We start from the raw sequence: 21,047 nt of genomic DNA, 5'->3' as shown, positions 1-21,047 counted from the left end.
TCACAATGAAAAAGATTATAAACAAACCAGAAACATTAGTAATGGAAATGTGCAACGGAATGGTTATGGCTCATCCAGAGCTTGAGCTTTTGAAAAAATATAAAGTCATTAAGAAGAAAGAAATGAACGAAAATAAAGTAACGTTAATTAGTGGCGGCGGTAGTGGTCACGAGCCAGCGCATGCAGGACTAGTCGGAAAAGGAATGTTAGATGCGGCAGTGTGCGGAGATGTGTTTGCTTCACCTTCACAAATTCAGGTATATCAAGCAATTAAAGAAACAGCTAGTAAAAAAGGTACGTTATTAATTATTAAAAATTATAGCGGCGATATTATGAATTTCAAAAACGGTGCGCATTTAGCGACAGAAGATGGAATTGAAGTCGACTACGTAAAAGTGGACGATGATATTGCGGTAGAAGATAGCCTGTACACAGTAGGACGCCGCGGCGTTGCGGGTGTTATTCTCGTTCATAAAATTGCCGGCGCAGCAGCGGAAGCAGGTATGGATTTAGGAGCGGTGAAAGCTGTAGCGGAAAAAGCAGCTGCTAACGTGCGTACAATTGGTTTAGCGTTAACTTCTTGTACAGTTCCAGCGAGCGGATCACCTACTTTCACACTTGCGGAAGATGAAATGGAATACGGCGTAGGTATTCACGGTGAACCAGGAATTAAACGTGAAAAAATGCTGTCAGCGGATGAACTAGCTAATCGTATGACAAATGATTTAATGAAAGATTTAGGAGTAAAAGATGGCGAGGAAATCGCACTTCTAGTTAACGGTTTTGGCGGAACACCACTGCAAGAACTTTACTTATTTAACAACGCAGTGACGCGAGAATTAGCTGCTAGAAATATTAAAATTAATAGAGTATTTGTCGGCAACTATATGACGAGTATTGATATGGCTGGTATGTCTTTAACAGTAATGAAATTAGATGATGAGCTAAAAACATTACTAGCGAAAGAATGTAACACACCAGCGTTTAAAGTAGATGGACCAGTTGAAAGTGTTGAGTATGTAAATGTACTTGAAGAGGCAGAAGAGAAGGAAGTTTCCTTTGAACTAGAAACAGCGGAAGAGCACGCTGTTATAAAAGATAATATCATCACATTAAACAACATGATTTATCTCGTTGATAAAATGAGCGATATTATTATTAAAAATGAAGTACCGTTCTGTGAGTTAGATACACATGCAGGTGACGGCGACTTTGGAATGAGTGTGGCAAAAGGATTTAAGCAATTAAAACGTGAATGGCATTCGATTGTAGAACAAGAAAACGTAACGATCGGATCATTCCTTGACGGTTGCTCCATGATTATTATGGAACATTGCGGCGGAGCATCTGGTCCAATTTGGGGCGGTGCATTCCGCGCAGCTAGTAAAGCAGCAGGCGAAAAACGTGAGCTAACAGTGAAAGAATTTGCTGAAATGTTGCAAGCAGCACTGCAAGGCATACAATCGATCGGTGAAAGATCATTCGGAAGAGGAGCAGTAGTTGGTGATAAAACACTTGTTGACGCACTTGCTCCATGTGTAGACTCATGGTTAGTTAGCGCTTCAAACGAAGAAGACATGAAAACTGCCTTTGAAAAAGGAGCCGAAGCAGCGGTGAAAGGAGCAGAGTATACGAAAGAAATCGTAGCTCGCATGGGCCGCGCCGGTACAGTTGGTGAAAGAAGCTTAGGCTATCCTGATGCAGGTGCGCATGCGCTTGGAGTTATCTTTACGGAGATTGTGGGGAGTTTGAGATAGGAATGAGAAAGTCCCTTTGCCTTAAGGTGAAGGGGCTTTTATATAGTTGGTAGAAGACTATTTTCGGGCTCTCTGTAAAATATGAGTTTGTTACTATTTTTGATAAAATTTTATTTCAAAAATACAACTAATATTTCTCAACATTAATATATTGAAAATAATTAGAATATTTAAGAAAATAGTTTGTGAAGAAAGAAATTATAAAAAAAGGGGGAATTTATTTTGTTACGTCGCTTATCTATTTGTACTTTATTAACAGCTTTTATGTTTACTTTATTTACATTTAACGGCTCTGCTTTTGCGGCTACGAATACTACTGAAAATGAAACAGTAGTAGCAGCTTGTGCCAAGGGAGGTACGGTAGGTACATATGGTGCAAAGATGCGCAGTGGTTACACTGTGGGATCACCTGTCTTACATACATTTACTAGTGGTCAGAAAATTACTGGCACATGGGTAACAGGTGAGTATGTTCAAGGGCATTATAGTAATTCTAAACAGTGGTTAAAAGTTACTTATAAAGGGATGACAGGTTATGTATCCCACACAACATTATATAACGTTTGCTCATAAAACTATGTAATATAATAGCTTTTGAGATATTGAACTAATCCCTTCTAGGGATTAGTTCTTTTTTATCTTCTTAAAAAATATCCATATTTAACTAAGTTAGTGTATAGATAACCATTTTTCTAAGGATTTATTGGATTAATAGTTTTAATATTAGTTGTTAATTAGTATGGAGAAATTTATCATGCAAGGAGAGTGAGAAAGCAAGAATTATAAAAAATTATAGTATCTTCGATATAAAACTTTCTTTGGATTTATAACTATAAGTAAAATGGCAACTATTAAATAAAAAATTGCAGTATACATAATTAATTCAATTAATGGTCCATTTATTATGCCAATAAATAAATTAAAGAAAAAGTGGATGATAATTGGAACAATTAAATTTTGATTTAAATTATAAAATGTTGCCATGATAATTGTAGTAGATATAATTGCAATCATAAAAAATAAAATATATTTGATTAAATTACTGCCTGTAAAACCTGTAGTAAACCATATAGGCAGATGCCACATTCCCCACCAAAAACCAATAATGATTGAAGATTTTAATGGCGAGTATTTTTTCTGGAGCTCCATTAATGCAAAACCCCTCCACCCTAATTCTTCTCCTAGTGGTCCAGATACAATAGTTTTAACAACATAATAAATTAACACGCCCCATGTAGTTCTATTAAAAATAGAGTCTGCTTCACTATTAGTCGAAATGAGAAACAACATCGTCAAAAATATAATTATTTGAATCATACTGACAGTAAGAACGATAGAGTAATTAAGTTTATTTTTAAATCTATCTTTTACGAATTGAATAAAACTTTGTCCAGGATAAATTCTTTTAAATAGAAACATAAAAGCAAAAGTGGAAGACCAAGCTGATATGCAGAGCATTACATCAAAAATCCAAGTTGGAAAATGTAATAACTTTGTAATTCCTACAAGCAGAAAAAGTGGCCAGAAAATAATGTTGGTTAGTAATATAAAACTTACCACCGGCTTTTTCAGTCTTTTATCTTCAGTCATATACAATTCCACCTTAAGTTAAATTTTTAACATGCAATAATGTACCTATTCAGCGCGTTGAGATGATGCACCGAGTATTCTTTCTATTATATCTATATGTTCTTTCAAAATATTACTTAGTTAATTAATAAAGGGAATTTTTAACTAATTGTTCACATAAAATTCATTCTTGGAAGTAAAGTTCTAAAAGTAATTTATCCATAGTGATATTAAAATTACTACTAATAGGGGGAGCACCACATCGCTATCATGCTAACAAAAATAAACTACACAAAATTAATTTTTTTGCTTCATATGTTAAAGAATATGGAGTAAAAACCAGAAAATGAAATGATTCATACAGAACTAGAGGTATATATAATTTTATACATTTACATAGTTTTTTAATTTTAAACAGTAAACTAATTCTGGATGGTGTCCTTCTTCAATCTCTCCTGTTGGCCTAAAACCCACTTTTTCATAAATCCGCTTTGCGCGTTCATTATCGTGAATAACCGATAAGAATATTTCTTCACATTTGTACGTCTGAACCATACTATCTATTACTGCTTTTAAAACAGGAATCCCATACCCTAACCCTTGATATTGATGGCCAAGCATCATACTAATTAACTCATATTGCTTCGTTTCATTTCTAAACCCATACGAAGCAAAACCTATTAAAACATCATTATCATATATAGCTTTCGGAGTAAACCCAAACGTTTGGCAAGCTGCAAGAAAGAAAGCATTTGAACCAACCCATCTTTCATATATTTGAATGTGTTTTTCTTGAAGTTTATCTGATTTTAAATTAATAATTTCAAAGAAATTTTCTTCTGTTACATCTATTAATTTTAGATTCATCTTTTCCCCTCTTTCCATTTTTTACATTATCTATTCTAATTCTTTATCGTATTTCTTATTCCTTTATCTTCTTAATCAATAACTCATTAGTATTCTACATACTAATTGCATGAATTAAGAGGTTTCGTGCACTACTTCTTGGAAGTTGATCATGTAGCGCTCTATTTCGTAATTCACTATGTTTTCCAAAGAAAATAATGAAAGGAAAGGCGATGAATACATTTGCAAAATGACAAAATTGTAAGAATACAAGAATGTTTGTAAGAAAGTTCGATGTTTTCCTTTTTCTTTTTTTATTATAGTGAAAAAGAAGAAAGAAATATTCTCTTATGTAGGAAAGGAAGATAATAATGATTGATTTATTAAATAAATGGATGTTAGAAAGTACAGGGAATTTCAATATTGTTGTAGGACTTACAGCACTTCTACTTTTGGGTTCAGTAATTGCACTTATTATTATTTACAAAAAAATTGGTAAACCAAATGAAGGAACAAATGCTATTTATTTAAAAATTACTTCTCGTATGTTTACTACTCAAATTCTAATGAATGCTATATTTATTTCTTTAGTTGGTAAAGATATCGAGAATTTCCGTCAAATCTTTATATTATTTGAAGCTTTTGTATTCTTTATTGGAGCTATTTATTCGTTTAAATTATATAGACAGGAATACAAATAGTTCACTTATAAGAAACAATAAAAAATGTAAACTTTTCATTTTTAGTTTACTGTATATTCTATACATATGAGGTTAATATAACGTCTCATTATCGGTAGCAAGAAAAAGGCGAATTCCAAATTTCAAAAGGAATTCGCCTTTTTCTTTTTCTATAACCCTATCCATATCTTTATACATTCCTATCATGGCAGTACCCTATTTATAGGTTATGAGAAAGGGTATTTTTTGCACCATTATCTATTCTTGGATATTATTAATAATATGTATATGAACTTATTTTTTTATTAAAAAGGTTTAGCGGTGTGTAAAATGATGAAAGGGATTAAAAATATCGAAACGAAAGAACCGATAAACATGTTTCTATTTATTCCCTGTAGTACTCTTTTGTTTGATAATATTTATCAACATTTTATTCTTAGAAAGGATTTTACACTAGAGAAGCTTTTATTTGAACTTGTATTTTTATTTATTTTCATTTCATTTTTTTTTATGTAATAAGTGTTTACAAAAAATGAATAAACAAATGTTTACAAAATATATTTTTCTTGGTGTTAGTATTATTTATCTTTTGGCATATGATCTTATGTTTATACGTGATTCAGGTTCGTCTTTACATATCCCATATTTAGAGTGCTTCCTAGTAATTTCTGCACCTTTATTTTTAAGTATTCATTATCTTCTAACGGTATCTATTTGTATGGTATGTAGATTTTTAATTGCTATTTATTATTTTGAAATTAATTATCCAATATCATTAATATTATTGTTTCTAATCATTTTTGTTACGTCATTTTTTGTATTTCTTTCATTAAAATTTTTAGTACAAAAAATTAAAGTATCCTATGAAAAACAAATGAAAGAAACAGCTTTATCGATAATGAGGATAATGGAATTAAAGGATCAATATACGAAAGGGCATAGTGAACGTGTAGCCAATTATGCTACGATTCTTGCTAAAGAAACAAATGAATATGATGATAATTTTTTAAAACAATTTCATTTTATTTGTTTATTACATGATATAGGGAAAATAGGTATTCCGGATGATGTTTTAAAGAAAGCATCTTGTCTTACAGAAGAAGAATATAATCTTATTAAGACACACCCACAATTAGGATTAGAAGTTTTTAAAAATATATCTTTAATAAAAGGTAATGAAGACATAATTCTTTCTCATCATGAAAGATGGGATGGAAAGGGCTATCCTCAAAAACTAAAAGGAAATCAAATATCATTGGTTCAACTAATAATCAGTGGAGGATAAAGAACCCCCCCACTGATTAAAGTTTCACTTTATTATGTATTGTTACATACTTCTCTAAATTCCTTTATTTTTCATTTGATAAAATAAAATCCTAATATTACTAAAAGTTAAATAAATATTTCTGAATATTCAATATATTTACATAAATTGCAAAAGTGATACATTTAAGTTGTAAGTTATAAAAACTATTAAAGGGGGATTTATTATGTTCAAGAAATTAGTAGTAGGGCTATTAGCAACTGGTATTGCATTAACAGGAGGAATTGGAGCGGCTTCAGCTGATACGCAAAAAGCTGTGAGTTCTCCGAAGCAAGCAACATGCTCAATTCCTTATGAGTATTCTAACGGTAAATTCAAAAGAACTCTGTATTACTCAAATGGAGTATATGCTAATAGTTTTACTGAAAATGTTTGTGGCGGGACGATTACGTGGTATTTAAAACATGTTCAAAATGGAGTTGCTTTTTACGAAGGTAATTTAAAATAGTAGATTCTTTGAACCTCATTTATTGAGGTTCTTTTAGTTTTTAAACTGATTCTTCACAAAAAAAGACACCTAAAGGTGCCTTCCTGCGACTTTTGTAAGTATCTTTTACGAAATTATGATTGTTTTTTATTTTGTATTTCAATCAGTTCATCTGGTAGCGTTTTTGTATAATATTCTTTTTCTGTTAGTTCAAATATAAATAATGCTTTTTTCCAGTTATAAACAACCTCTTCTACATTATGTTGTTTAATCTTTAATAAATATTGACCTTTTAAATAGAATAGTTCACCTAATAGGTATAAAGTATTTAAATTAATTGCTAATTTTATACCCTTATCAAGGTATTTTATTGCCTCTTCATGTTGATATATGGAGTCTAAACATTTTGCTAAATTTAACATGATTTTTAATTTAATTTCTTTATCTCTAGGAAAATCTAACTTATTAAAATTAGTTAAACATCTTTTTAATATATTAATACCTTTTTCATAATTTTTATTTTCTGCATAAAATATAGCCATTGTTTGCATAATATCTATTTCTCTTTCTGATAAAAAATCAGAATTAGTTAAAGTCAGTTTTAATGCATTATTTAAAAGATCTAAAGCAGTTTTTATTGATCTATCCACCATAAATATAGCAATTGCTTCGTGCCATATTAGAAACTGTTTCTCTTCTTTTGTTTGAAAATTATTTAAGTTTTTCTCTTTTTTTACTATTTCATAAAGTTCTTTATATTGTTTTTGCTTTAAGCAGTCTTTTATTACGTATTTTACATTTTCTACATATTTTAATCTTTTGTTTTGAGTTAGTGCAAATATATTATTTGGATCAATACCAAGTCTTTCTGATAATTGATATAACAATATACTAGATGGATAAATCATACCTTTTTCAATCTTGCTAATTTGACTTTGTGAACATATTCCATGACATAATTCGGATTGTGATATATTTTTTTTCATTCTAAGTTCTTTAATGATAATACCCAAATCGTTAAATTCCATTTTTCCACCTACTATCTAGCACTTTATTTGTAAAAGGACATCCTTTTACCTTAATGTAATGTAAAAATAATATAGTTGCAATTATTGTTTGGTGTAAAGGGCTTACCGTTTTTATAAGGTGGTGAGGATTTTAGTATGTACAAAGAAGATACCCAAAGGTGCCTCCTGCAACTTGAACCATCTTAATTTTAATAATATGTATTGGAAGCTCATACGAATATTATTTTACCATGTTAAATACCTAAATTCATTGAGAGAAAGATATAACTCATTATTCATTCTGTCAAAAAGGATTTATCTAACGTAACGTAGGAATGTTCCATAAAATGTATCAAAAAAAATGAATAAATCGTGATTGGCATGAAAAAAGTCGTATGTGCCTCTATATTAGAATCGAAATAACATTTTTAATATTCAATTATATATAGTTTTCTATATAACTTAACGTGATGAAGTTAAATAAAAATGTTATTTTAATACAAAACGAAATTGAAAGTTAGCAAGCAATACTTAAATAAGTAAAAGCGGCAAATCCATAAACTAATAAGCTACTAGTAGCAAGGAATTTTATAATTTCATGTGTAGAAATAATAGTTAAACATATTGCTATAGATGCACCTATAAAGAATTGATACTTCGTATGTATATTTGTAAGATTAATTATTACAAGTACAGTTAAGAAAAGTGAAATGAAGTTCAAATATCTTTTCATTGTCATATTTCCTTTCAATATTTGATCTGTATTTATTATACCGGATGGTACCAGTAATAACATACTTTGTAATAGATCGTAATAGAAATCTCATTTTGCCATAAATAAAAAGGCGGTTGTTTCCGCAACCACTTTTCAGCAAAATAAAGCACTTTTTCAGAAATAAAATATGGATAATTCCTGAAAATGTTATAGGATATAATCCCATTTTTATAATTCAAGTGACGAGCTTAATTTATAAGAAAGGAATGACTACATTATATGAAAACTTGTCTAACAAGGTTACAAATAAAAGAGCAGCTAGCAAGTGCTAACTGCTCAATACAAGGAGATACAGAGAAAACTAAATGAGTTTTGGCATACAGCCTATCAACATTATGGACATAATATTGAGTTTTATTCGAAGGAATTCATATTTTATAAATTAGATTACGATAGTCGATATTCTCCATATTGACCAGAAAAGAACCAAGAATTCTATTGAAATTCCAAGTGTTCTTTTCCTAGTTTTTTGAAATTCTTTTATTAAATAGCCAATAGCACTAATTGCTATAAGAATGAAAAGAATAAGTTCTAGTGTAACTGGCATTTGATCCGCTCCTAATATGTTTATTTGTTATATTAAGATTATAGGATATTTTTGTGGTTAGTAGTGAAAAATTTAGTAAAACTATCTCTATATGAAAAAAGATTCTGCTGTCTCCAGCAGAACCTTTTCTAAAATGGCAAAGAGTAACTCTTACCTTACTCTTTGTTTATATACTACAGGAGTGTTAATGAAAATCCAAGGTTTCTTATATTGAGAAATAAAGAAGAATTATTTTAAATAATTTGATCATTGTTATAAATAAAGGAGCAGTTAGCAAAAACTAACTGCTCATCTCCAAGTGGAAACCAAGAACAAACAGCTATTATAGACGATTTAAAAAATCATACTATTGGTTTAGGATTAGTAAGGAAATACATTGCTCTACAGAAATTAGAAAAGGCTATAGCTTGTATAATGAAATAAGTGATGATATGGCACGGAAGCAAACGCGAGAGTCTCTTATTATCGTACTGGATAAAACGATAAATACGTTTATAAAAATAAGGAATATAAGAAAGGACCCGCTGGAGTTCGGGTCCTTTTAGAAGTGATGATGTTTTCTCGGCTTGGGAAACTGAGAAAATACAAAAATATAATACATTGAGATTTAGAGAATTTCAATACTAAATTAGAGATTATCATGAGGGAGTTATAACGAGTTACTATTTATATATCCACAAGTAAAACAACATAATATCACGATGAATCCCTATAACAATATGAATTTTTGCATATTTCAAAACCTAATATATCCTTCAAAAAAATTTAATAGTATAATATGTTTTGTCATATTATTTTAGATTTTTCGACAAAAAATAACATACATAGAAACGATATTGGGAGAAGGAATTATGTACACAAAACTACTAAAATCAATTACATCATTATCACTTATAGGTGGTGCTTTACTGTATACAAATGGCAGTGATGTGAGAGCAGCTGAGGTGGGTATTTTTTCTGATGTGCCTACGTCGCATTGGTCGTATCCGGCGATTAAAGATTTATCGAGTAAAAATATTATTTCCGGTTATGGAAATGGAAAGTTTGGTTTCGGTGATGTTGCGACGAGAGAGCAAGTTGCTGCTTTAATTTATCGTGCGCTGTTACCGAATAAGCAAGGTGGTACGTTCAGTAATGACGGTGCTCGTTATGTATTAAAAGATGGATCTACTTTAAACAATCCGTATCGAGATATTCACTCAGGATCCACATTGTTTCCAGAAGAGGTTTTAACGTTAACGAAATTAGGGATTTTTAACGGGGATGGAAACGGAGGTTTTAGACCGAAAGATTCTGTTAGCCGTGCAGAAATGGCGCAAATTATTAAAAATGCTTTTCAAGTTTCGGCTAAGCAAAAGCATACATTTAATGATGTTCCCAATGGTTTTTGGGCAGAAGGGGCGATTAGTGCGGTGCAGTCAAACGGGATTGCATCTGGTACAGGCGACGGGAAATTTGAACCTTCTAAAACGGTAACGCGTGAACAGTATGCACAGTTTTTATATAATGCTTTGCAATATAAAAAGCCTGCGGTTGCGGTGCAAAATACAGGAGATGCGGCATTATTAGCAGCATTTAAAGAGGAAGTACAGAAGCGTATTAATGCGTATGAAACGAATATTACACTGCCGTATAAAACGACAAACAGTAATACAAAAGAAGTGATGAATACACTTTTTAACGCCTATAAAGAAGTGGCAAGTAAAAATGAGTATACGAATTATAATAGATCGAATGTTTCATATGGTCTTAATGGGTCACCTGGAAATTATACGTTTACACTGAAAATTACATATCGCGAAACGAAAGAACAAACAGAATATGTAATGAAGCAAGCGAAGGCAATTGTTTCTTCTATTACACAAGTTGGGATGGATGATCACGAAAAAGTGAAAGCGATTCATGATTATGTCGTAAAACATGTTTCTTATGATACGTCTTATAAAGCTTACACAGCATATGAAGCACTCGTAAATCGTTCTGCGGTTTGCCAAGGTTACGCACTATTAACTTATCAATTATTAAAAGAAGCGGGAATTGAGAATCATTTTGTAGTAGGAACTGGAGACGGTCAGCCTCATGCTTGGAACTTAGTGAAAATCGAAAACAAATGGTATCATCTTGATACAACATTTGATGATCCGGTTCCAGATGAACAAGGCCGCGTAACATATTCCTATTTCAACTTATCAGATGAGCAAATCGCAAGAAATCATGAGTGGAACCGAGGGGAATATCCGCAAGCTACAACAAATTATTATAGTACATTAACAAATAAAATTGCGGCAGGTGGTACGAAAACTCCTGCCTATCAGCAAATATTAAAAGATACAAAGTTAAACTATTTAGGAAATGAATACATCGCAAATAACTATAATGAATTCAAAAATAAAATGCAGCAGCGTTATAACGAAAAGTTACCAAAGATTGAAATTCTTTATAAACAATCAATGGATGATGCATTGCAAGATGTGAAAAAAGTAATTGGAGAAATTGGTTATCCGCAAGGGGCAAACCGTGTTTCTTATAAAGCGGAGCCGTACAATGCGAAAGAAGGATATTCTTTAGTAACGATTACATTTATGTAAAAAAAAACCTGGATCCTATGGGATCTAGGTTTTTTTTATAACTTAATTTGACATATACAGTCTAACTGTATAAAATCAAACTATACAGTTGAACTATATAGTTTAGCTATATATTTATCGTTACATTGGAGGTCTTTATGAATAGAGATAAAAATTTACCATTAACGGAAACGACGTATTACGTTCTTTTAGCTTTATTAGAGCCAGCACATGGTTATTTAATTATGCAAAAGGTGGAGGAACTGAGTAATCATCAAGTAAAAATCGCAGCGGGTACATTGTATGGGGCGGTTGAAAATTTATTAAAACAAGGGTTAATAGAATCGGTAAAAAGTGAAGATAAACGAAGAAAAGTGTATGTCATTACGGAACGCGGGAAAGAAGTATTGCACTTAGACTTTATGAGAATGCAGCACATTATTGAGGTTACAAAGAGTTTATTACACGTATAGTTAGGGGGAAACGATGATGTGGAGATTGAAATTCTTTTTAGACTTTGAGAAAGAGGAAAAATGGTTAGAAGAGATGGCTTGGAAAGGCTATCAACTAGAAAGCAATACATTTGGTTATACATTTAGATATACAGAGCCGGAAGATGCGACGATTAGAATAGACCATAGAGTATTTAGTAGAAAAAGTGAATTTATTAATTACTGCACGTTATTTGAAGATAGTGGCTGGGAGCATATAGCTGGTAATCGTTGGTCAGGTACGTACTATTTTAAAAAGGTAAATGAGGAAAGTGAAGATGACATTTTTTCAGATCAAATGTCACGAGCAGGGAAATATAAACGTCTATCTAAAACATTTTTAGAATTAGCTATATGCTCTATTCCGATATTAATCCTATTTATGTTTAATGACACGATTCGTTTAGGAGCACTTGCAAATCCGAAAGAACTATATTTTACGCCAGGACTATGGGATAAGCAAGGTGTATCATTTCTATGGGCATTCTTATTTGAAACACCATTTGCATTGATGAGAGGCTTTGCATGGTTGTTTATTCCTACTGCAATTGTTATGTATTTAATTTGCTCATATAAAGCACATCGGTTGTATGAAGAGAGAAGATGAAAACAAGCACTTATCAAGTAACATTAAGATAGGCAGAGAAGTATATATTTTTTCTACCAATATGTAGTTCCATTAGGAGATTGCTTATAATGGAATTTAATACATACACAGTAATGCTTATGTTCTTAGCCATTGTCTCAAGCAAGGACTTTTAGGTGTTATTACTACTATTGTTCTTTTGTTAATCGCTGCATGGACTACAAAAAGATTTCATACAGACAACCAACACAAGTAAATTATTGTATTTCTCAATAAACAAAAATAACTTAACATGGTAAAATAATAGTTGGATGGGAGTCCAATACATATTATTAGAATTAAGATGGTTCAAGTCGGAGGAAGGCACCTTATGGTGTCTTTTCTTTATTTTGCTAATGAATAGATTGTCCTCTTCTATATAACTCTTTAAAATATAAAATGTGCCATCTTTGCCCTTCCCTTAAGAAGGGAGGGACAGGAATGAAAAAACGTAAAAAAAGGCGACCAAAAAGGCAAAATCCCAGTCTTTTGTAAGTAATCTAGCATCGTGGACGACAGTACTGAGAAATATTCATTACTTCTTCACGCAAAGCCAGTTTGTAAAACATATAATTCAATTCATCAAAGAACAAATTGGAATGTAAAAAAGTGCTGCTATGATTAGCAACACTCAACTCAAAACTAAAGTAGATGGAACACTGAGCTGAAAGTACTGACCATACTTTCTTCGCACAAGACCAAAGTGATTTAGAAGCGGCAAAGGTGTCAGTGTTCTATCTTCTACTAAGATTATATTTTATTTTGTCCATAATAGACCTATATATACGTTAATAAAAAAGAAATACCCCAGCGACCAACCGGGGTATTTCATGACCGATAGGAATGAAAAAACTTGGCGACCAAACCTAGCTTTTGTGTTATTCCCATAAAATTTAAAAACTAAGCAACATCTTGTTGCACTTTTATTGTATCATTATCTTTCTCTTATTGTAATACATTAGATTATTTTTTAGATAAGAGTCCAATACATATTATTAAAATTAAGATGATTCAAGTCGGAGGAAGGCACTTTAGGGTGTCTTTTCTTTTTTCTAAAAGAGAGTTTTGCTTTCAAGAAGATACATTTTCAATGGATTACTACCATGAGTATATAGATAAAGTCCATCAAAACATGTATGTTCATGAATATGTAAAATTACATAAAATTTCCGAGAAAAAGAGAGTATACTTTCTTATTGTGTAATAAAGATAAAGCTCGCCTACGGAAATAGGCGAGCTTTTTTAACATATAAAGAAAAGACAACTTTTCAAGTACCTTTCTTTGAGTTGAAACATTTTACTAGGTTAAGTTTTGTGATGATTATTTCTGTTCATTTAAATGAACTAGAGTAGTACATCACTTTATTTTTAAGCATCCTTCTCAACAAATATGAATATTTTCATTATCCTTTTCACTACAAAGGGTAGTAATTTAGAAGCTAAAAATGCAAGCACGAAAGCAATTGCCCATGTTTTTATCCATGATTTGAGAAATAAAGCTGTATACCCAACATTCATTGAAACCATGACGAAAGAGATAATACTAGATATACCTAAAATCATAAAGAGATTAAAAATTATCGGTTCAAATTTTTTATTGATTTTCAAAATTAACACCTATTTTCTATATATGCTTTGCTGTCCGATTTCACCAACATCTAATCTTACAGTTTGAAATCTATGTTGTCCAGCTTGTTGTACTTTTCTGCAATAGCAATTATTGAGATGTTAACTAGTTTGTCTGGAATGGGAACTCATGATATTGCTATCAAGCTAAGGTTGTATAAATGAACACTTTATCTTTTTTATAGCATCGAAGTTCATTTTGGGGGCGAATGTAATATTACATCATTAAAGTATTAGTTACACTTGAATCTCTGCATATCGCATGTCTTTTCCAATAGTTTTTTAGCAGAAGCAAGCAGCTCCAACGATGATTAATAAAATAAACAATACAACTAATAAAGCAAATCCTCCCGCGAAGCCATAACTATCACCAAAGCCGAGAACAGTTCCTCCTTTAAATAGGAGGGGGAAAACAAAGGATCAATTATGTGTTTTAACGGATTCCATTTACTTTATGTATTTATGAATGGAGCAGGTTCTTTTCAAAATAGATTTATTCTTTGAAGGAGTTCAAGGACAAAATAGGAGAATCTATATTGTTCTTTAAGAAGGAATAAATAAAAAACAAAATATCCAAAAATACAGATAGAAATCCGCTTTTATACCTTTCATTAAAATAATACTAGCATTATATATTGTAAGGAATACTTATCCTTAATTGTAAATGAAAGGGGGTATTGGTATGAGTTATGGCTATGATCATCCTCCTGAAAAACATCATAAACACCACAATGAAACTTTGTCAACGGGTGTATTACGTAGACATTCCGCTACGTTGTTTCTTACTGTGGAAGCTATGAATGTTGATCCAGATGATACTCATACAGTAACTGTTGAAATGTTTGATTGGTCATCGGGTTCTCCGGTATTGTTACCATTAGTAGACCCTTCAACACAAACATTGGCACCTAATCGACGTGTTACTTTTCGTTCAGCAGCTCTTCCTTCAGGTGTTTTTGCTTATGAAGTAAGAATCATTCGTTCGAAAGATAGAGATGTTGTTACGAATGTTTTTGGTCTTAGTGCAATAGTATTTAACCCACAAGAAGGAAATAATGTTTTACAACATGATTTAGCAAAATTAGATCTTAAATAGCTTTTATAAAAGTTTATTTATTGGACAAGATTAAAAAAGAGTAGGATTTTACATCCTACTCTTTTTTAACATCAATTATATTAAAATTTTAAAAGAAATCCTTCATCATTTTCACATCTTTAATATTCACTGTTACACCTTCAACCTTATCCTTCTTCTCATCTTTAGCAATCGTAATTTTCTCATTATTATCAACCCAAACAAGAAATTCTTCTTTTGTGTCATCTTTATATGTAACGGTAATAGTAGAATGTGCCGATTCTCGCTTTTTTTGATCTAAAGTGATTGTTTTAGGCGTGCCTTTTTGAACTGTGGAAACGATAGATTGTATCATTTCTTCGTTGTCTGTTTGAGATTTTGAAACGTTGTTATTTATTGTGCTAAGTATTTCAATGTCTGTAATATTTGCGGAGTTTAATTGAAAGGTAGTTTGTGTATGTTCTTGCTTAGCTTGTGAAGCTTTATCTGTAGATAAGGTGCTTGTACAGCCTATTAAAGTGAAAGATAGAGCGGTTAGAGCGCATATAGATATAATTTTTTTCATAGTATCCCTCCTCACGCTTAATTATATCAATTTTCTGTTAATTTAGGTAGTTATTGTAAGGAGAAGATGTTTTTAAAATGGTAAATGATGTTGTTCATTCTCTATTAAAAGCAAAATTCACATAACTTTTTTCATATTTTATGTTTAACATTTCGAAAATAGGTGTACTACATATAATATAACAAATAATTCATTTTAAAGGAGGAAGTTAAAGATGGAAACGAAGTATAGGAAACCTTTTGTATATGAATTTATTACGGAGAAAGAGGTCATGAATGCGGCGAATGATCTAGTGAAGAAAGGAATAGACCAAAAAGATATTTACGTATTAACACACGAGAAAGAAAGGACAGATAGAATCGCAGACAATGCAGACGTGAATACAATTGGTATACAAGAGGAGGGACTTGGGACAAGCATTATTAATGTCTTTCAAAAAACGGGAGATCAGTTAAGAAATAAGATGCAGGAGTTAGGGCTTAATGAGGAAGAAGCGAACTTCTACGAAGAAAAGCTAGATGAAGGGAAAATCTTGTTATTCGTTAAAGATTTAGAGAGAGTCGGTGAATGGTTACAAGAAAGAAGATGCATGTATTCTATTTAAATTTGTATCCTGTAAATCTATAAATCTATTACGAAAAGGAGATGGGAAATATGAGTGAGAGCGGACTAAAAGAACAAATTACTGGTAAAGTGGAAAAGACAAAGGGACAAGTAAAAGAAGGAATTGGTGAAGTTACAGAAGATAGAAAGTTGAAAAATGAAGGGAAGTGGGACAAGACGAAGGGAACGATAAAAGAAAAAGTCGGAAAAGTGAAACAAAAGATAAGTGATGGGTTGGATAATAAAGAATAATACATGTTTATCAAGCTTTGGTTACATACCAAAGCTTGATAAATCCAATATAAAACGAATATAGGAGGGTTAATTGTGGGACTTATTATTACGTGTATTGTAGGTGGACTTATTGGTGCGTTAGCTGGAATGATTACGGGAAAAGACTTTCCTTTAGGTATAGTTGGTAATGTGATTGCCGGATTAATCGGATCTTGGGTAGGTAGTGCGTTATTTGGTCATTGGGGTCCTGAATGGGGAGGCATCTTTATTCTTCCAGCGTTATTAGGTGCAATCGTCTTTATTTTAATCGTTACATTCTTCTCTAGAATGCTGCGGAAAGCGTAAGTATGATAATGAATAGTAATCTTAAGTTTATTATATATAGTTATAAAGTAAATAGAATGATAAATATACATAAAAAAGCATCCAATTAAACTAATTTGGATGCTTTTTTATGTAATCTGCATAGGAATGAGCGGGAGATGAAGGTCCCCCGCTCATTGAAATTACACTTTCTATTATGTATTAAACCATCGTTACTTTTTTACAATTATTTATTCTTACGACCTGCCTTGGTTCTATATGAGGTAAGTCCTCGCTATTACCTATATCCACTACAATCGTATTCGTTAGTATATTAATAATGGAACCAACTAATTTTGTAGCATGATCGTGTCGATAAGAAAATTGAACGAAATCTCCCTTTTTAAAGTTGTGCTCTTCCATAGATAGATCCCCCTAAAAATAATGTTTATACATTATACATACACAAATTTATAAGGTTTAAACATTTGGTATTATTTTTTACGTGTTAAGCCGAGAAAGGTGTGGAAAATTTATTTATAATAAAAATAAAAAAATATGTTTAAAACTAATTTTTATGGGTAATTAACATAGTAGTAGTTTGAGATAAGGGGGCGGAAATGATGAATTTGGGAATAAATATTTTGCAAAATGATGTAGGGTATACGGTACAGCTTAATGGTGAAATTGATGCATATACGGCATCAGATTTGAAAAATAAGATCATGCCTATTGCGAGCGAAAAAGAGGTTCATATGGTAGTAGATTTTACTGAGGTAGAGTATATGGATAGTACAGGATTAGGCGTGTTTATAGCGCTATTAAAAGCAGTTAAGAAAAATGATGGAAAACTAGAGTTTATTGGTGTATCTAAAAGGTTAAAAAGATTATTTGATATTACAGGGTTAACAGAAATATTAAATTTGAATTCCGATTTTGAAAAAGTAGAAAGAAGGTGACTAGGGATGATGGAGAGATTTGAAAAGATAGAAATGAAAATTCCTGCAAAGGCAGAATATGTGGCTATTATTCGTTTAACGATGGCTGGTGTTGCGAATCGAATGGGCTTTGCTTATGACGATATAGAAGATATGAAAATTGCTATTAGTGAAGCATGTACAAATATTGTACAACATGCATACAAAGAAGACGTTGGAGAAATTGCAATTGTCTTTGGGCTATATGAAGATCGATTAGAAATTATGGTTGCGGATAATGGGGTTAGCTTTGATTTTAATAACTTAAAAAGGAAAGTTGGTCCGTATGATATTAGTAAACCAGTAGAACATTTGCCGGAAAATGGTTTAGGTTTATATTTAATCAATACGTTAATGGATGATATACAAATCATGCATGATGAGGGCATGACAGTTTTAATGACAAAATATATACAAAGAGAGCAGGTGGAGAATGATGGAAATCCAATCTCAACCTACGAATCTTACTAAAGAAGACGTTATGAAACTAATTGCAGAATTTCAACAAAACCAATGTGATGAAGCACAGGAAAGGTTAGTTGATCATTATAAAAATCTCGTATATTCCATTGCATATCGCTATTCAAAAGGCGGGCCGATGCATGAAGATATTATACAAGTAGGCATGTTAGGGCTCTTAGGCGCAATAAGAAGGTATGATTATTCGATAGGGAATGCTTTTGAGCCTTTTGCAATACCTACGATAGTAGGGGAAATAAAGAAGTATTTACGCGATAAAACTTGGGGCATTCACGTTCCAAGGCGAATTAAAGATTTAGGCGGAAAAATTAAACTTGCGATAGAGGAGCTAACAGATCATTTGCAGCGTTCACCGAAAATTATAGAGATTGCGGATCATTTAGGACTATCCGAAGAGGAAGTACTAGAAATTATGGATGCGAAAAATAATTATCGAGTATCTTCCTTAGATGATGTAGTTGAAAATGCATCTGATGGAAGTTCGGTAGCGAGAATTGAATCTGTAGGTGAAGTAGAGCAAGGATATGAAGAGACAGAAAGGCGTCTCGTTTTAAAAGATATTTTTAACGTATTAAATGAAACGGAAAAGAGTGTTATTCATTATATATTTGAAGAGAATTTAAATCAAAAAGATACAGGGGAACGGTTAGGTATTTCACAAATGCACGTTTCTCGTATTAAAAGACAAGCGATAAGTAAATTGAAGCAAGCCGCATTTTTAGATACATAAAAAATTTAAAATAATGATGTTTAAAACATGAGAAAAGGGGTACGTATTAAGTATAGGAGGAGATATAAAAATGTCACACGATGTGAAAGAACTAATCGAAGGATTGAATGAAGATTTAGCAGGAGAATACGCAGCAATTATTATGTATAACCATAATGCAGCAACAGTTTCTGGTATATATAGACAAGTGTTAAAACCTTTCTTTGAATCTGAAATTAGTGATGAACAAGGACATGCCCTATATTTAGCGGAGAAAATTAAGACGTTAGGTGGTACACCTACTACGATCCCTTTACCAGTGAAACAAGTAGAAGACGTTAGAGAAATGTTAGAAGAAGCTAGAAAGTCAGAATATGAAACAATTAAGCGTTATGAAAAGAGAAAAGAACAAGCAGCGAAATTAAATATGACAGAGTTAGTTGTAAAGTTAGAAGATATGATCGCAGATGAAACAAATCATATGGAAGAATTGGATCGTCTTTTAAGTGATAAAGCAATGGTGTTAAATTAAAAGTGGAAACTTATAGAGTGAAAGAACAAACTCTCATTTCTGGGGGTTTGTTCTTTTGCTATATAAAAAATATGTTTGAGTAGGAAATTTTCATTTTATAACTGAGTATGTAATACTAGAAAAATAGAAAATAATAATCGATTTACATTTTATATAAGAAAAGGGGAAATCACTTGTGTCCATTTTAATTGTAGATGATAATCCGGTGAATATCTTTGTAATTAAGAAGATTTTAAAACAAGCCGGATATCAGGATCTTGTATCACTTAATTCTGCACAAGAGCTTTTCGAATACATCCATTTTGGAAAAGATTCTTCCAGGCATAACGAAATAGATTTAATACTATTAGATATTATGATGCCTGAAATTGATGGACTTGAAGTTTGTAGGCGATTACAAAAAGAGGAGAAGTTTAAAGATATCCCTATTATTTTTGTTACAGCTTTAGAAGATGCGAATAAATTAGCTGAAGCACTTGATATAGGTGCAATGGATTATATTACAAAACCAATAAATAAGGTTGAATTGTTAGCGCGTATGCGTGTAGCACTACGCTTGAAATCGGAATTAAATTGGCATAAAGAACAGGAAGAAAATCTTCGGAATGAACTAGATTTAGCTACGCAAGTACAAAGAAACTTATTAAGTAGCCCATTAAGAGAAGAGCATATAAAAATCGAAGCAAGTTATTTACCTTCATTTAAACTAGCTGGAGATATGTATTACTGGTATAAAATCGATGAAAACCGCTACGGTATTATATTATTAGATGTGATGGGACATGGTGTATCCGCTTCCTTAGTTTGCATGTTCATTTCGTCTGTATTACGTGAAACGATTAAATGTTTAATCGATCCAGAACTCGTCATGAAAGACTTAAATAAATATATGACTCTTTTACATAATGAGAATGACAATATTCCATATTATTTTACAGCGATATACTTAGTAGTTAATACAGAAGATAGAACGATTGAATATGTAAATGCAGGACATCCTTCTGGATATGTTTTAGTTGATGAAACAAATGTAGTGGAACTAAATCGCGGGAGTTGTGCGGTAGGATTTTTTGATGAGATAAAAGTTGAAAAGACAGTTATACCTTTTGAGAAAAATGCTCAAATCGTATTGTTTACAGATGGTGTACTTGAAGCAATAGCAAATGATGAATTTGTGGCTGAAGAGAAATTACGTACTTTTACAGAAAGAAAATGGGGAGAGTTAGAAGAAGAGATAGAAGGGTTTTACAAGGAAGAACAGAAGGAAGCACAATCAGATGATATGTGTCTTATTATGATACAAGCGAATGCGAAATAAAAAGCGTATG

General features: G+C 31.7%; 23 protein-coding genes and 2 pseudogenes. 17 read left to right on the top strand and 8 right to left on the bottom strand.

The features are described 5' to 3' along the window. Nucleotides 1-5: 5 nt before the first annotated feature. Together dhaK and MR070_RS19750 are read left to right on the top strand one after the other, a co-directional pair. On the top strand, nucleotides 6-1,757 hold the full coding sequence (dhaK, locus tag MR070_RS19755; RefSeq protein WP_242261856.1) for a dihydroxyacetone kinase subunit DhaK: 1,752 nt from the start codon (nucleotides 6-8) through the stop codon (nucleotides 1,755-1,757). Nucleotides 1,758-1,979: 222 nt separating this feature from the next. Continuing rightward, nucleotides 1,980-2,330: an SH3 domain-containing protein gene (locus tag MR070_RS19750; RefSeq protein ID WP_000946187.1), complete on the top strand. Its 351-nt coding sequence runs from the start codon at nucleotides 1,980-1,982 to the stop codon at nucleotides 2,328-2,330. Between the two features lie 207 nt (nucleotides 2,331-2,537). Here the strand turns inward: MR070_RS19750 and MR070_RS19745 are convergent, their stop codons facing one another. Together MR070_RS19745 and MR070_RS19740 are read right to left on the bottom strand one after the other, a co-directional pair. Then, complete coding sequence (locus MR070_RS19745) at nucleotides 2,538-3,347, bottom strand: CPBP family intramembrane glutamic endopeptidase (protein WP_242261855.1); 810 nt, start codon at nucleotides 3,345-3,347, stop codon at nucleotides 2,538-2,540. A 363-nt stretch (nucleotides 3,348-3,710) separates the two neighbouring features. Continuing rightward, nucleotides 3,711-4,193 carry a GNAT family N-acetyltransferase gene (locus tag MR070_RS19740; protein ID WP_001049724.1) on the bottom strand — a complete coding sequence of 161 codons (483 nt, stop codon included), beginning with the start codon at nucleotides 4,191-4,193 and terminating at the stop codon, nucleotides 3,711-3,713. 350 nt (nucleotides 4,194-4,543) lie between these two features. On the opposite strand from MR070_RS19740, the gene MR070_RS19735 reads away from it, so the two are divergent. The 3 genes and pseudogenes from MR070_RS19735 (at nucleotide 4,544) to MR070_RS19725 (ending at nucleotide 6,624) form a co-directional block, all read left to right on the top strand. Further along, on the top strand, nucleotides 4,544-4,873 hold the full coding sequence (locus MR070_RS19735) for a 6-aminohexanoate hydrolase (RefSeq protein WP_070805390.1): 330 nt from the start codon (nucleotides 4,544-4,546) through the stop codon (nucleotides 4,871-4,873). A gap of 309 nt (nucleotides 4,874-5,182) precedes the next feature. Beyond that, nucleotides 5,183-6,128, top strand: a pseudogene (locus MR070_RS19730) (HD-GYP domain-containing protein); the annotation flags it as partial. A gap of 214 nt (nucleotides 6,129-6,342) precedes the next feature. Continuing rightward, complete coding sequence (locus MR070_RS19725; RefSeq protein WP_088121474.1) at nucleotides 6,343-6,624, top strand: LCI fold-containing protein; 282 nt, start codon at nucleotides 6,343-6,345, stop codon at nucleotides 6,622-6,624. A gap of 113 nt (nucleotides 6,625-6,737) precedes the next feature. Here the strand turns inward: MR070_RS19725 and MR070_RS19720 are convergent, their stop codons facing one another. Continuing rightward, nucleotides 6,738-7,631, bottom strand: coding sequence for a helix-turn-helix domain-containing protein (locus tag MR070_RS19720; protein WP_070805392.1), 894 nt, complete (start codon nucleotides 7,629-7,631; stop codon nucleotides 6,738-6,740). A gap of 496 nt (nucleotides 7,632-8,127) precedes the next feature. Continuing rightward, nucleotides 8,128-8,343: a hypothetical protein gene (locus tag MR070_RS27150; protein ID WP_041184078.1), complete on the bottom strand. Its 216-nt coding sequence runs from the start codon at nucleotides 8,341-8,343 to the stop codon at nucleotides 8,128-8,130. 1,440 nt (nucleotides 8,344-9,783) lie between these two features. Here MR070_RS27150 and MR070_RS19710 point away from each other — a divergent pair. The 3 genes from MR070_RS19710 (at nucleotide 9,784) to MR070_RS19700 (ending at nucleotide 12,597) form a co-directional block, all read left to right on the top strand. Further along, nucleotides 9,784-11,520 (top strand): S-layer homology domain-containing protein, encoded by a 1,737-nt coding sequence (locus MR070_RS19710; protein WP_044792625.1) that lies wholly within the window; start codon nucleotides 9,784-9,786, stop codon nucleotides 11,518-11,520. Nucleotides 11,521-11,657: 137 nt separating this feature from the next. Continuing rightward, nucleotides 11,658-11,972, top strand: a complete 315-nt coding sequence (locus tag MR070_RS19705) for a PadR family transcriptional regulator (protein ID WP_001078066.1) — start codon at nucleotides 11,658-11,660, stop codon at nucleotides 11,970-11,972. Nucleotides 11,973-11,985: 13 nt separating this feature from the next. Next, nucleotides 11,986-12,597: a DUF2812 domain-containing protein gene (locus MR070_RS19700; protein ID WP_242261854.1), complete on the top strand. Its 612-nt coding sequence runs from the start codon at nucleotides 11,986-11,988 to the stop codon at nucleotides 12,595-12,597. A 1,386-nt stretch (nucleotides 12,598-13,983) separates the two neighbouring features. Here MR070_RS19700 and MR070_RS19695 read toward each other — a convergent pair. Together MR070_RS19695 and MR070_RS19690 are read right to left on the bottom strand one after the other, a co-directional pair. Further along, a complete protein-coding gene (locus tag MR070_RS19695) occupies nucleotides 13,984-14,223 on the bottom strand; it encodes a DUF2798 domain-containing protein (protein ID WP_000700215.1) in 240 nt (79 codons plus the stop codon). A 300-nt stretch (nucleotides 14,224-14,523) separates the two neighbouring features. After that, nucleotides 14,524-14,607, bottom strand: a pseudogene (locus tag MR070_RS19690) (YjcZ family sporulation protein); the annotation flags it as partial. 316 nt (nucleotides 14,608-14,923) lie between these two features. Here MR070_RS19690 and MR070_RS19685 point away from each other — a divergent pair. Next, complete coding sequence (locus MR070_RS19685) at nucleotides 14,924-15,337, top strand: hypothetical protein (RefSeq protein WP_000120198.1); 414 nt, start codon at nucleotides 14,924-14,926, stop codon at nucleotides 15,335-15,337. A gap of 88 nt (nucleotides 15,338-15,425) precedes the next feature. On the opposite strand, the gene MR070_RS19680 is transcribed toward MR070_RS19685, so the two are convergent. After that, nucleotides 15,426-15,881: a hypothetical protein gene (locus MR070_RS19680; protein WP_242261853.1), complete on the bottom strand. Its 456-nt coding sequence runs from the start codon at nucleotides 15,879-15,881 to the stop codon at nucleotides 15,426-15,428. 214 nt (nucleotides 15,882-16,095) lie between these two features. On the opposite strand from MR070_RS19680, the gene MR070_RS19675 reads away from it, so the two are divergent. From MR070_RS19675 to MR070_RS19665, 3 genes are all read left to right on the top strand, one after another. Beyond that, the gene (locus MR070_RS19675) at nucleotides 16,096-16,485 is read left to right on the top strand and encodes a YflT domain-containing protein (RefSeq protein WP_000448798.1); all 390 of its coding nucleotides are present in this window, start codon (nucleotides 16,096-16,098) and stop codon (nucleotides 16,483-16,485) included. Between the two features lie 50 nt (nucleotides 16,486-16,535). Further along, nucleotides 16,536-16,736, top strand: coding sequence for a CsbD family protein (locus MR070_RS19670; protein WP_000004269.1), 201 nt, complete (start codon nucleotides 16,536-16,538; stop codon nucleotides 16,734-16,736). A 75-nt stretch (nucleotides 16,737-16,811) separates the two neighbouring features. After that, nucleotides 16,812-17,063 (top strand): GlsB/YeaQ/YmgE family stress response membrane protein, encoded by a 252-nt coding sequence (locus tag MR070_RS19665; RefSeq protein ID WP_000522902.1) that lies wholly within the window; start codon nucleotides 16,812-16,814, stop codon nucleotides 17,061-17,063. Nucleotides 17,064-17,243: 180 nt separating this feature from the next. Here MR070_RS19665 and MR070_RS19660 read toward each other — a convergent pair whose 3' ends face one another. Beyond that, entirely contained in the window at nucleotides 17,244-17,444 is a 201-nt protein-coding gene (locus MR070_RS19660; protein ID WP_000391006.1) for a hypothetical protein, read from the bottom strand. Between the two features lie 197 nt (nucleotides 17,445-17,641). On the opposite strand from MR070_RS19660, the gene rsbV reads away from it, so the two are divergent. From rsbV to MR070_RS19635, 5 genes are all read left to right on the top strand, one after another. Continuing rightward, entirely contained in the window at nucleotides 17,642-17,980 is a 339-nt protein-coding gene (rsbV, locus tag MR070_RS19655; RefSeq protein WP_003266470.1) for an anti sigma b factor antagonist RsbV, read from the top strand. Nucleotides 17,981-17,986: 6 nt separating this feature from the next. Continuing rightward, the gene (rsbW, locus tag MR070_RS19650) at nucleotides 17,987-18,469 is read left to right on the top strand and encodes an anti-sigma B factor RsbW (protein WP_000970573.1); all 483 of its coding nucleotides are present in this window, start codon (nucleotides 17,987-17,989) and stop codon (nucleotides 18,467-18,469) included. Then, a complete protein-coding gene (gene sigB, locus MR070_RS19645) occupies nucleotides 18,432-19,208 on the top strand; it encodes an RNA polymerase sigma factor SigB (RefSeq protein ID WP_002163732.1) in 777 nt (258 codons plus the stop codon). Before rsbW ends, sigB begins: the two co-directional genes overlap by 38 nt. A gap of 70 nt (nucleotides 19,209-19,278) precedes the next feature. After that, complete coding sequence (locus MR070_RS19640; RefSeq protein WP_000017740.1) at nucleotides 19,279-19,719, top strand: ferritin-like domain-containing protein; 441 nt, start codon at nucleotides 19,279-19,281, stop codon at nucleotides 19,717-19,719. A gap of 175 nt (nucleotides 19,720-19,894) precedes the next feature. Beyond that, complete coding sequence (locus tag MR070_RS19635) at nucleotides 19,895-21,037, top strand: fused response regulator/phosphatase (RefSeq protein ID WP_000025553.1); 1,143 nt, start codon at nucleotides 19,895-19,897, stop codon at nucleotides 21,035-21,037. The last annotated feature ends 10 nt before the right edge of the window (nucleotides 21,038-21,047 follow it).

This window comes from Bacillus cereus group sp. BfR-BA-01453 (genome assembly GCF_022662915.1).
Classification (GTDB): Bacteria; Bacillota; Bacilli; order Bacillales; family Bacillaceae_G; genus Bacillus_A; species Bacillus_A paranthracis.
Note: the sequence above shows the minus strand (reverse complement) of the source record. Positions and strands in the feature narration are given on the sequence as shown.